Below are 12,465 nucleotides of genomic sequence, written 5' to 3'. Positions count from 1 at the left end.
ATTTTTGCGCGTTTGCCTTGGGAACACCCGCTTTCACTTATGTGTAAAGCGCCCCCAGGGTATGCTGCCCCGACACATGAAGGCCGGAGGTGTGCGTGCCCTATATTTGCCGCGTTAATACCGATCCCGCATGCGCCTACCCCTCTTATTTTTTCTGGCTCTTCTGTTTGGCACTAGTAGCTGTGTTTCCTATAGGGAGCTGGTGAATTTCGAGGATATCCGCGCGCAGCAGGAGCAGGTAGAGGACATCGATAACGCCCTGGAGCTCCGGATCCAGCCCCGGGACCTGCTGCGTATTCAGGTATTGAGCGTGGACCCCGAGGCGGCCGCGCCCTTCAACGACGCGGCGGGAGGAAGTAGTGGCGGCGGACTCGGCCAGGCGAACAATCAGAACCTGCAGCTGCTGACGGGCTACCTCGTAGACGAGGACGGCTTCATCGACATCCCGCTGCTGGGCCGGATCGAGGCGGCCGGACAGACGGTGGAATCACTGCAGTTTCTCATCCGGGGCCGGCTCGAAAAATACCTGGTGGACCCGGTGGTCAACGTGCGCTACCTCAACTTCAAGGTCACGGTGATCGGCGAGGTGGTACAGCCCGGCGTGATCCCCCTACCGAACAGCCGGGTCACCGTGCTGGAGGCCATCGGCCTGGCCGGCGACCTGACCGACTACGCCGACCGGACCTCCGTGCTGGTGGTGCGCGAGCAGGACGGCAGGCGCAGCTATAAGCGGCTGAACTTCCAGAACGACGAGGTTTTCTCTTCCGACTTCTACTACCTGAAGCAAAATGACGTGATCTACGTGGAGCCCATCCGGGCGCGCACCGCCACGGTCTCTGACCCCGCACAACGCTTCGTGACCTATCTGGCCCCGGTGCTCTCCGTGGCCACCCTCATTATCGCCCTCACCCGCAACTAGCGGTCGGCCCTACGGCCGGTGCGAAATCATACGATTCTATGAAGAACATTCCTGACGACTTTGCGCCCCAGATGCGCCCCGGCGCGATCGGCGGCAGCGGCATGGGGGGCTTTGCACCTGCGGCAGGCATCGATTATGCAGCGCTCGTACAGCGGCTGCTGCGCAACTGGTACTGGTTTGTACTGGCCATCGGCCTCTGTCTGGCGCTGGCCTACCTGCACCTACGCTACACGATCCCGATCTACGAAGCCCAAACCTCGATGCTGATCCAGGAGCAGAGCGGCGGGCAGGGCGGTCTCTCGAAGGAGGCTATTGCCCAGGAGCTGGGCTTTGAGAATACCTACGTGATTGAGAACGAGGTGTATATGCTACGGTCCAACTACATCATGGAGCGGGTGGTGCGGTTGCTGGGGCTTGACGTGAGCTACATCCACCAGGGGGCCGTGCGCAACACCGAGATCTACCAACCGGAGGCCTTTGCCCTGGTCGCGGCGGATACGATCGAGATGGTGCCGGAGGAGATTGAGTACGGCTCGGTGATGGTGCGTTTCGACGATGAACAGCAGTTTTCGCTGATTCGTGGCGAGGGAGATACTACCAGCATGCGGTACACCCAGGCCTTCCCCATCGGCAACCGAGCCTTCAAACTCGTGCGCACCGCGGTGGAGACTCCACTAAGTAGCGAGTCCGTCTACCAGATCAACGTTATGAGAGTGCGGGACGTGGCCGGTCGCTACAGTAGGGCCCTAAGCGTTGCGCAGGTAGAGCGCTCCGGCGTGGTGAATCTAAGCCTAACCGACCCGGTGCCCGAAAAGGCTAAGGACATCCTTAATGCGCTGGTCACGGTATACGAGCAGCAGATCGTGGAGCAGCAGAGCCAGACCGGCCAGCAGACGCTGACCTTCCTCGACGAGCGCCTGGAGTTCGTAACCGAGGAACTGGCCGAAGTGGAGAGTGACATGTCGCAGTTCCGGCAGGGGGCGGGGCTCAATGTAGACGTACAGACGGCGGGGGCCAGCTACCTAGAACGCGTCAACGCCGTAGATGCCCAACTCAGCGAGCAGCAGGTACGCCGCGAGCTGATCCGGGACATTAGCAACAATCTGACCGGGGGCGGTGGCTATCGGGCGCTGCCCCTCGCCTCGGAGGTGATCCCTCCGGTACTGACCTCCCTCATCACCCAGTACAACGAGACCGTGTTCACGCGCGATCAGAAGCTGGAAGGCGTCACCGAGCAGCACCCCAGCGTAGCGACCTATGATGAGCAGCTCGATGCCCTAAAGCAGACCATCATGCAGAGTGTGAACGTACTGCTGCAGGAGAGCAACCAGCGCATCGGTAACCTGCAGGCCCAGCTCCAGCCCATCGAGTCGAACCTGAGTCGCCTGCCGGCCAACGAGCAGCGGCTGCTGGAGATTATGCGCGACCAGAACATCCAGAACAACCTTTACATCTTCCTACTCACCAAGCGGGAGGAGGCAAATATGACCATCGCCGCCCAGGTGCCCAACACCCGCATCATCGACCGGGCCTCGGCCGGCTCCTCCCCCATCTCCCCCAACCGACCGATGATCTACCTGCTGGCCATCGGCGTGGGCTTGATCGTGCCGGCCGGCACCATGTTTCTGCGCGAGCTACTGGGCAAAACGGTGAGCACGGAGAAGGAGGTTGCCAATTACCTACCCTACCCCATCGTAGGGCGCATCGTGCACAGTCCCGCCAAGGAGCCCCTACAGGTACTCAAGAACCAGCGCAGCGCGATCGCCGAGGCTTTCCGCCTGCTACGCACCAACCTGGGTTTCCTGCTGCCCGACGGTCAGTCGGCCGTAATCATGCTCACCTCCAGCGTAAGCGGGGAGGGCAAGAGTTTCATCTCCTCCAACCTGAGCGCCGCGCTGGCGCTGACGAAGAAACGGGTCGTGGTGGTGGGCCTGGACATGCGCAAGCCGAAGCTGGCCGAGATGGTACTGCACGAGGACAATTCCCGCCGCACCGTTGGGCTATCAAACTACCTGATCGGTAAGTCCACCTACGAGGAGATCGTAGTACCCTCCCCCCACGAACGTCTCTCTGTCATCTCCAGCGGTCCCCTGCCCCCCAACCCGGCCGAATTGCTTATGGAGGGGCGGATGGACACGCTGATGGAGCGGCTACGCCAGAACTTCGACCTTATCATTTTGGACGCGCCCCCGGTCGGCATCGTTACTGATGGCTTACTCCTCAAGGATCATGTAGACGTGACGCTCTTTGTAGCCCGCGTGGGCGTGACGCCGAAGAAGAGTATGCACTACATCAACGAACTGGTAGATGCCGGCAAGCTCAGCCGGGTGAACCTGGTCATCAACGGTATCGATCCGAAGGCAGCCTACGGATACGGGTACGGGTACTACGAGTAAATCCTTGACCGTCGCACAACTCAGTAAGCGTTTCCCCTTTCTGCTGAAGTGGGGCAAGCTCGTCGGGGTCACCGGGGGTGCGCAGATTCTCATCCAGGGGCTTGGCTTCCTGGTGGGTATCTACATCATCCGGGTACTCTCCCAGGAGCAGTATGCCTACTATACCCTGGCGAACACTATGCTAGGCACGATGACGGTACTGGCCGACGGGGGTATCTCCACCGGCGTCATGGCCGAGGGCGGCAAGCGTTGGCAGGATCCCAACGCGTTGGGTAAGATACTGGCCACCGGCATGCACATGCGGCGGCAGTTCGCCCTGGGTAGCCTGGTGGTGTCCGTGCCGATCCTGTTTTACCTACTGAACGATCAGGGGCTGCTGTGGTGGGAGTCTGGCCTGCTAATTCTGTGCCTGATCCCCGCTTTTCTGGCGGCCCTTTCCGGCTCCCTGCTCCAGATCGTGCCCCGGCTGCACCAGAACATCAACGAATTGCTGCGGATCAACGTGCAGCTCAACGTGGTCCGTCTCCTCCTCACCCTGCCGGTGCTGTTCTTTTTTCCCCTGGCCTCGCTGGCGATCCTGGCCTCCGGCGTGGGGCAGTGGGTCAATAATTTTCAGCTCCGCAAGCTTTCCCTGAAACGGGCCAACTGGCGGGTGGCACCCGATGAGGGCTACCGCAGCCGCATCATGGCCAAGGTCAAGAAGATTCTGCCGGGCAGCATCTATTACTGTGTATCGGGGCAGATTACGGTCTGGCTCATTGCCATCTTTTCCGATACGGAGAACATCGCCAACATCGGGGCCCTTTCCCGGCTCATGATGGTGCTCACACTGGTGAAGCTCTGCATCGATATGCTGATCGTGCCGCGCTACGCCCGGCTACCCTCCGATAAGGGACAGGTGATCGCCCGGTTTTTTCAGGTGTTGTTGTTGGTGCTGGCGCTGAGCGCGGCAATCGTAGGCACCGTGGCGCTCTTCCCCGAGCTGTTCCTGTGGGTACTCGGAGCGCAGTACGCCGACCTCCAGTACGAGGTGGTGTTGATGACGATCAGTAGCTGTCTGGTTTTGGTCAGTGGCATTGGTTACATGATGGCCAGTTCGCGCGGTATCATTCCGAACCCTTTCCTATTTATCGCTTTCAACATCTTGGCACAGGTAGCTATCCTGTATTTTTTGGTCGACTACACCACCCTGGCCGGCGTGATCATGTTCTCGATCTACTCCACGCTGCTGAACCTACTGTACCGGGTGGTCGATTTTCTGTACCAGACGCTTTTTAAGGTAGACTGGACGGATTCGGACATATAATGACGAACTTTGCCAAAAATCCCCCTGCATTCTAGCTACCTAGCATTCCTTCAGCTAAAATTTAGCGGCCGCACGCCCGTTTGGTAAGCGCGCCCTCCCTGTATGAAAATTCTCACCACGCTAGCGGAACGTCACTATTTTCTCGGCCTTGCGGCCCTGCTTAACTCCGTAGTGGCCTACGGTACCCACGTCGACAAGGTGATCGTAGGGTACCGCGAGGCGCTGCCCGACTGGCTGCCCCCCCTGCGGCCCTCCCCCAACGGTCGACTGTTCGTCCTTCCGGGCGGCCTGGAAGTAGAGCTCGTGGAGCTCACCGGTAGCCTGCACATGGTACACGAGAAGCCCAAGTGGTTCCTGCACGTGACCGAGGTACTCGCCCCGGGGGCCTCCGAATACTACTTTTTCGATTCGGATATTGTGGTCAATTCCCGCATGGACTTTTACGGGGAATGGGTAGCGGAGGGCGTAGCCCTCTGCGGCGATGTGAACTTCGTGTTTCACCGCCACCACCCCATCCGCAAAAAGTGGGCAGCCTGCGCCCGCGCCCACGGTCGGGAGGTAGTGAACGAGCTCGATGACTACTATAATAGTGGTTTCCTGGGCTGGACGCAGGAGACCAAGCAGTTCATCCACGACTGGAACGATGCCTTCGCCATGCTCGTGCCGCTAAGCGGCGATATGAACCAGTTCCGCGTGTTCGACCGTACGGCCACCGTGCTGAGTACCAATCAGGACTCCCTCAACCTGGCCGCCATGATCACCGAGGTGCCGATCTCTCCCATCGGCCCCGAAGCCATGGGCTTCATTTACGGTTTGCGCCTGATGCACCACCCCATCGGGCCCAAACCCTGGACGCGCAGGTTCGTCCCGGAGTTCCTCAACGGCAAACCGCCCCGTGAGGCCGATCTCATCTTCTGGGAAAACATCAATGGGCAGGCGCTGCGCCCTGTCTCCGATGGCAGGGCCCGTAGCATGCAGACCTTACTTAAGCTGCTGCGCTTCGGGGGGCGGTTCTACGAAAGCGTAGGGTAAGCATGGGCAGTGGAATCGTATTCATCTGTGGCTCCCTGGAGCCGGGTCGCGATGGCGTAGGGGATTATACCCGCCGCCTGGCCACCGTGCTGCAGCGCGCCGGCAACCGCGTCCACCTCATTGCGCTCTACGATAAGCAGGTGGCCCGGCCACTGCCGGAGGTACAAATAGAGGGAGATAGTAGCGTCACTACCCTGCGCCTTCCCTACGCTACCTCCGTGGCCGAGCGCCTGCGTCACCTACAGGAGGAGGTGGACGCCTTCGATCCGGCCTGGATCAGTCTGCAGTACGTACCCCACGCCTTCAATAAGTACGGGTTGCCCCTGGGACTGCTCTACACCTTACACAAATTACGTACTGCGGCGGCCTGGCATATCATGTTCCACGAGTTATGGATCACCCCTTCCTCGGCCCTCGACCTGAAGCAGCAGCTCATCGCTACCCTCGAGCACCGGGCGGTCAGCTGGTTGATCGGCACCGGGCTCCGGCCGCAGGTCATCCATACCCACCTTCCCGCCTACGCCAGGCGCCTGCTCGTCAAGGGGGCTACGGCCTTACCCCTTCCACTGTTTGCTAATATCGACCGGCGTACTACCGAAACGCCGGCGCGTCCGGCCGGCACCTTCCGGGCCGTATTCTTCAGCCAGCTCTCCGCCCCGCCCGCGGTGACCGACTTTCTGCAGCAGCTGTACCGGCAGCTAGCCGCGCGGGGCGAGCACCTCGAAATCTACCTCCTTGGCGGTGGCCCGGACAAGGTGGCCCGGGCCGCCGGTGAGCTAAGTGCCGCGCTGCCGGGAGTGACGGTCCGTACCCCGGGTTTCCTGCCCGCCGCAGAGATATCACATCACCTGGCGCAGGCCGACCTCGGGATAACCCCCGTGCTCCACCACGAGATTGGCAAGAGCGGTACCGTAGCGGCCTTCCTTACCCACCGGCTGCCGGTCGCGGCACCGGTGGTGACCGATCGTACGCCGAGCTTTTTTCTGCCGGAGCTGAACGCCGCCGTGCTCACCCAGTACTCAGAGGCCGAGTTCCAGCGGGCACGGTCCGCCGCTGCGGCCTTGGACACCGGCCTGATCTCCGCTAGCCGCATCGCCGCTAGCCTAGCCGCCGACCTCACCGCCGCCCAACCCGACCGACCGGTCCGGTCCCGTACCACACCCGCTACCCTTACCGAATGATCACCGTCTCCCATCCTACCGGCAACGCCAACGTCCGGGCTGCCCTACGCGGCCTGGAAGCAGCGGGACTGCTCGGGCAGTTTCACACCGCCATCGCTACCTACCCCGGTAATGTGTACGACGGCCTGAGCAAACTGGGTCCGCTACGGGACTTCGCACGGCGTACGTTTCCGTCCGAGCTGGCAACCAAAACGTATACCCACCCCTGGAAGGAACTCGGACGGCTCCTGGCCGGCAAGGTGGGCCTGCAGACCCTAACCCGCCACGAAACCGGCGCGCTTTCCGTCGACGCCGTTTATCACAGCATTGACCGCCGGGCGGCCGGTAGCCTGGCGCGGGTACGGCCCACCGCGGTGTACGCCTACGAAGACGGGGCGGCCCAGACCTTCACCCGCGCCCGTAACCTGGGCATTCCCACCCTTTACGACCTACCCATCGGCTACTGGCGGGCGGCGCGGCGCATCATGGGTGAGGTGGTGGATCAGCGCCCGGACTGGGCCATGACCGTCAACTCCCTTCAGGATTCCCCCGCTAAACTGGCCCGCAAGGACCGCGAGCTGGCCCTGGCCGACCACATCTTCGTAGCCAGTAGCTTCACCGCCGCCACGCTTAGCGAATATCCCGGCACCCTCCCCCCCGTGGAGGTGATTCCCTACGGCTTCCCCCCCGCCGTTAGCGACCGACAGTATGTCGCAGGCGGCAGCCGCCCCCTACGGCTACTCTTTGTGGGCGGCCTTTCCCAGCGTAAGGGGCTGGCCGAGATGTTCGAGGCCATAGATCGCTTCGGTAGCCGCGTAGCCCTCACGGTGGTGGGTCGGCTACCGGCCGCCGACTGTCCCGCCCTCAGCCGGGCCCTCGGTCAGCACACCTACATTCCCAGCCTACCCCACGCCGAAATCCTCCAACTGATGCGGCAGCAGGACCTCCTACTCTTTCCCTCTCACTTCGAGGGCTTCGGCCTGGTGATCACCGAGGCCATGTCGCAGGGCACCCCGGTCATCACCACGGAACGCACCGCTGGGCCAGACCTGATCACCGATGGGGAAGATGGCTACCTCGTGCCCGCAGGCTCTGCCGATGCGCTAGCCACCCGCATCGAGGCCCTCCTGGCCGAGCCCGTCCGCATCGAGCAGGTGGGTCGGGCGGCCAGCCACCGGGCCGGCCAGCGCCCCTGGTCGGTCTACGGTCTTGAACTCGCCGCGGCCGTTACCCGGGTACTCGCCAACGACTAAGCAGGATGTACACTACCATCCGCCATATCCCCTACGTTTCCCCGCCGGCCCAGGTGCTGGCCGCCGACCGCTTTACGCGGCGGATGATCTATCTCTATATTTTTTTCCTGCTCTTCGAGGGGGGCCTGCGCAAGTGGGTGGTGCCGGGACTGGCCGCCCCGTTGCTACTGGTGCGCGATCCTATTATGCTACTCATCATCGGCTCCTACTGGTCGGCCGGTCGGCGCTTCTTCAACGCCTACACCCTACCCCTGCTGGTACTGGGCCTTCTCTCGTTTCTGCTGAGCCTCGCCTTTGCCCACGGCAATATCTACATTGCGCTGTTCGGCTTCCGTACCCTGTTTCTACATTTTCCCCTGATCTTCATCATGGGCAACGTGCTTACGCGCCAGGACGTAGAGCGCATCGGTCGCTACCTGGTGTACGTCCTGCCCCTCATCACCCTACTGAACGGCCTGCAGTTTTACAGCCCGCAGACCGCCTGGGTCAACCGGGGGGTAGGGGGCGATGCCGAGGGGAGTGGTTTCAGCGGGGCCCTGGGCTACTTCCGCGCCTCGGGTACTTTTTCCTTTACGGCGGGGCTCACGACCTTCTACGGGCTAGCGGCGGCCTTCGTGTTCTATTTCCTAGGCGCTATGGAGCGCATTAACAAGCTCTGGCTCCTGATCGGTGTGGCGGCTATGCTGGCGGCCATTCCCCTTTCGATCAGCCGGGGCTATTTTTTTCAGTTCCTACTCTGCGGTTTTTTCTTCGTACTGGCTAGCCTGCGCAACGCTAAGTCGGTACGCAATTTGCTCATCGGGCTGGCCGTCACGCCCGTGCTCCTGCTCGTACTCATCAACGTACCGGCCGTGCAGACGGCCATCGAGGTACTCGTGACCCGCTTCGAGCTGGCCGCCAAGTCAGAGGGCGGCCTGGAGGGTACGCTCGGCGATCGCTTCCTCGGCGGTCTGCTAAGTGCCTTTACCAGTGATCAGGGGGTGCCCTGGTACGGGGCTGGCCTCGGACTGGGTACCAACGTGGGTGCCTCGCTCTACGGCAAGGCCAACGAGTTCTTGGTCGCCGAGGAAGAGTGGAAGCGCGTAGCCGGCGAGATGGGCCCCTTTCTCGGCATCCCGGTCATCTTGCTGCGCATTGCCCTCGGCACCCAGATGTCGCTGCTCAGTATCCAGAGCCTGCTTCGCGACAATGCCCTCCCGTTTATGCTGCTTAGCTTCGGTTTGCTGCAGGTACTCCAGGCCTCCTGGTCCTCTCCGACTACCCTGGGGTTCTCCGTGCTGACGGGGGGGCTCATCGTAGCCAGTTTCAATGATTTTTCCCGCCCCGACTATGCGACTTAGACTCTACTTTCGCAAGCCCTATCCGACGGCCTTCAGCATCGAGCGCCTGTTCGATCAGCTGACCACCGTATTTCGGGAGCGGGGCGTGACGGTCGAGCGGCTCGAGCTGCCCTACTACAACAACACCCCCGGCAACCTGCGGCGCAACAACCAGTGGGTGCGGTCGCAGGTGCAAGCTGCAGCGAATGAGCCCCTCATCAACCACATCACCGGAGACGTCAACTCGGTCATTTTTTCCCTGCGTAGCCCCACCGTCATCACCATCCACGATTGCAACCCCCTCTTGCGCTACCCGAAGTACCACCCCCGCTACTGGTTCTACCGCTGGCTGATCTTCGAGTGGCCCGCCCGCCGGGCGGCGGCCGTGACGGTGATCTCCGAAAAAACCCGCCGGGAGCTACTGGACCTGACCAACTGCCCGGAGAATAACCTTCACGTTATACCCAACTTCGTCGATCCGGCGTTTACCTACCAAGCAAAGTCCTTTAACCCCCATTATCCTACGATCCTTCAGATTGGGGTAAAGGAAAACAAGAACCTTGGCCGGCTAGCCCGGGCCCTGCGGGATATCCCGTGCCGCCTGGAGATCGTCGGCCAGCCCTCCCCCACCGATATGCAGCTGCTGCGCGACCACGGTATTGACTTTCACTACGCCACTGGACTTACCGACCAGGAGGTGCGGCAGCGCTACGCCGACTGCGATCTGCTGGCCTTCGTAAGTACCTACGAGGGCTTCGGCCTGCCCATCCTGGAGGCCCAGGTCACGGGCCGGCCGGTACTGACCAGTGATCTTTCTCCCCACCGCGAGGTTGCGGGTAGGGAGGGGGCCGTACTGGTCGATCCCTACGACGCAGGCGCCATTCGGGCCGGGCTTCAACACCTGCTCACGGATACCGCCTACCGTCAGGACCTCATTTTCAACGGGCGGGCCAACGCCGCCCGGTACGCCATCGGGACCATTGCTCAGCAGTACCTCGACCTATACGCCAGCCTATCTTGAAGCCACTGACCATTCTTTTTCCTACGGGGAGCTTTTACCCCGCCCAGACCGGGGGCCCCGATAACACGGTGTACTGGATCACCAAGGCCCTCACCCGCCGGGGCCACCGGGCCATTATCTCTACAACCGATGTGGGCCAGGGCCTTCCCATGCCGCGGGGCCGCTGGCTCGATACCGACTACGGTAAAGTGGTCTATACCCGTAATCCCATCCACTACCTGCCCCTACGGGTGATCACGCGGGCACTGAGCCAGCTGCGGCAGGCCGATGTGCTGCACCTGTCGATGATCACCTACCCCTCCAGCTTCATCATGGCTATCCTCAACTCCTGGTTCGTGGGTAAGCCCATGCTGTGGTCGTCGCGTGGCGATCTAGATCCCCCCATGCTACAGCGCTCGGCGAAGAAAAAGTCGGCGGTCATACGGATGATCAACTCCCTAGTGAACAAACAACTCCTCTGGTTCCATTCTACCTGTGATGCCGAGACAGCGTATATTCGCGGTAACTTCGGACAGGATGCGAAGGTGATCCAAATTCCAAACTATATGGAATTACCGGAGCGGATGGAGACCAGCAAGGAGAAGTTTTTCCTTTACATCGGCCGTATAGACCCCAAAAAAGCCATTGAAAACCTCATCGAGGCGATGTCCCATAGCCGGGCCTTCCTCGACGGTGAGTTTACGCTTAAAATTGTGGGAGACTACTACAATGAGTACGGGCAGGGCCTGGTCAAACAGGTCGAGGCGCTGGGACTGACCAACAAGATCCGCTTCCTGGGTCACCGGGACGGCCGCGAAAAGGAGGAGATTCTGGCCAGTGCCTGGTTTACTTTTATGCCCTCGCATACCGAAAACTTCGGCATCGTAGTTATGGAAGGGCTGGCACAGGGTACCCCGGCGGTAGCCTCCACGGGCACACCCTGGAAAATCCTAGAGGAGCGCAACGCCGGCTTTTGGATCGATAATGATCCCGAAAGCCTTACCCGCATCATCGACCACATCCACACTATCCCCCCCGACCAAATGAAGGCGCTTAACCAGAATGCTATTCGTCTGGCACGCGAAGAGTTTAGCATCCACGCCAATGTGAGTGAGTGGGAAGCCGCCTACCAAAAGATTTTAGCATGAGTCACCCCCCCCTGACCATCGTCATTCTGACCTACAACGAGGAGGCCAACATTGCGCACTGCCTCGACAGCCTGGCCAGCGTCAAGGCCCCGGTGTGGGTAGTCGACTCCTTCTCTAAGGACCGCACCCTCGATATCCTCGAGGCCCGTGGCATTCCCTACGTACAGCACGCCTTTAAGAACTATGCCGCCCAACGCAACTGGGCGCAGGCCAACGTGCCTAACCCCGGGGAGTGGGTCATGCACCTCGACGCCGGCGAACGCCTCACCCCCGGCATGGCCCGCTGGGTCAATGAATCCTTCGACCCCAGCCGCGCTGACGTAGACGGCTACATGTTCGCCCGCAGGGCCATCTTCATGGGCCGCTGGATCAAGTACGGCGGCTACCACCCCATCTACCACCTGCGGCTCTACCGCCGCCACCTGGGCCACTGCGAGAACAAGGTCTACGATCAGCACTTCGTGGTCGACGGCAAGACGGCCAAGGCCGGCGAGGGGGCCGATCTGGAGGACGGCGTCATGAGCAGTCTGCGCGACTTCACGGTGAGCCACGCCCGCTGGGCGGTCTTCGAGGCCGTGGAGTCGATCCTGGCAGAGTCCGATACCGGCGAGGTACACGCTAAACTAATGGGCAACCCCATCGAGCGCAAGCGGTGGCTCAAGAGCCGCGTCTTTCAGCGCTCGCCGCTGTTCCTGCGCAGCTTCATGTACCTCTTCCACCGCTACATCATCAAATTAGGCTTTCTGGACGGTAAGGAAGGGCTTATCTTTCACTTTCTTCAGGGGTTTTGGTTCCGCTTTCTGGTCGATTCGACCATTTTCGAGATCAAACAGGAGATGAAGACCCGCCCGCTGGAGGAGGTCGTGCGTGATAAATACGACCTCGATGTAAATGTATTTCTCAACCGCGAACCCGCCGTAGCCGCCTAGTGT

10 protein-coding genes are annotated in these 12,465 nt (G+C 61.1%); all 10 read left to right on the top strand.

The window, feature by feature from the left end:
• The first annotated feature begins 130 nt into the window (after positions 1-130).
• The 10 genes from ACOOHD_RS16110 to ACOOHD_RS16065 all read left to right on the top strand — a co-directional run bounded on the left by ACOOHD_RS16110 (position 131) and on the right by ACOOHD_RS16065 (position 12,462).
• Positions 131-919 carry a polysaccharide biosynthesis/export family protein gene (locus ACOOHD_RS16110; protein WP_420458906.1) on the top strand — a complete coding sequence of 263 codons (789 nt, stop codon included), beginning with the start codon at positions 131-133 and terminating at the stop codon, positions 917-919.
• 38 nt (positions 920-957) lie between these two features.
• On the top strand, positions 958-3,315 hold the full coding sequence (locus tag ACOOHD_RS16105) for a GumC family protein (RefSeq protein WP_420458905.1): 2,358 nt from the start codon (positions 958-960) through the stop codon (positions 3,313-3,315).
• Between the two features lie 4 nt (positions 3,316-3,319).
• Positions 3,320-4,621, top strand: coding sequence for a lipopolysaccharide biosynthesis protein (locus ACOOHD_RS16100; protein ID WP_420458904.1), 1,302 nt, complete (start codon positions 3,320-3,322; stop codon positions 4,619-4,621).
• Positions 4,622-4,723: 102 nt separating this feature from the next.
• On the top strand, positions 4,724-5,653 hold the full coding sequence (locus ACOOHD_RS16095; RefSeq protein WP_420458903.1) for a hypothetical protein: 930 nt from the start codon (positions 4,724-4,726) through the stop codon (positions 5,651-5,653).
• 2 nt (positions 5,654-5,655) lie between these two features.
• Positions 5,656-6,834, top strand: a complete 1,179-nt coding sequence (locus ACOOHD_RS16090; RefSeq protein WP_420458902.1) for a hypothetical protein — start codon at positions 5,656-5,658, stop codon at positions 6,832-6,834.
• Entirely contained in the window at positions 6,831-8,066 is a 1,236-nt protein-coding gene (locus ACOOHD_RS16085) for a glycosyltransferase family 4 protein (RefSeq protein ID WP_420458901.1), read from the top strand. The genes ACOOHD_RS16090 and ACOOHD_RS16085 overlap by 4 nt, the downstream gene beginning before the upstream one ends.
• 5 nt (positions 8,067-8,071) lie before the next feature.
• The gene (locus ACOOHD_RS16080) at positions 8,072-9,406 is read left to right on the top strand and encodes a hypothetical protein (protein ID WP_420458900.1); all 1,335 of its coding nucleotides are present in this window, start codon (positions 8,072-8,074) and stop codon (positions 9,404-9,406) included.
• On the top strand, positions 9,396-10,406 hold the full coding sequence (locus ACOOHD_RS16075; RefSeq protein WP_420458899.1) for a glycosyltransferase family 4 protein: 1,011 nt from the start codon (positions 9,396-9,398) through the stop codon (positions 10,404-10,406). The genes ACOOHD_RS16080 and ACOOHD_RS16075 overlap by 11 nt, the downstream gene beginning before the upstream one ends.
• A complete protein-coding gene (locus ACOOHD_RS16070; RefSeq protein WP_420458898.1) occupies positions 10,403-11,533 on the top strand; it encodes a glycosyltransferase family 4 protein in 1,131 nt (376 codons plus the stop codon). Before ACOOHD_RS16075 ends, ACOOHD_RS16070 begins: the two co-directional genes overlap by 4 nt.
• Positions 11,530-12,462 carry a glycosyltransferase family 2 protein gene (locus tag ACOOHD_RS16065; RefSeq protein ID WP_420458897.1) on the top strand — a complete coding sequence of 311 codons (933 nt, stop codon included), beginning with the start codon at positions 11,530-11,532 and terminating at the stop codon, positions 12,460-12,462. The genes ACOOHD_RS16070 and ACOOHD_RS16065 overlap by 4 nt, the downstream gene beginning before the upstream one ends.
• The last annotated feature ends 3 nt before the right edge of the window (positions 12,463-12,465 follow it).

Source organism: Neolewinella sp., from assembly GCF_965214665.1.
Classification (GTDB): domain Bacteria; phylum Bacteroidota; class Bacteroidia; order Chitinophagales; family Saprospiraceae; genus Neolewinella.
This window is presented reverse-complemented; position numbering and strand designations above follow the sequence as displayed.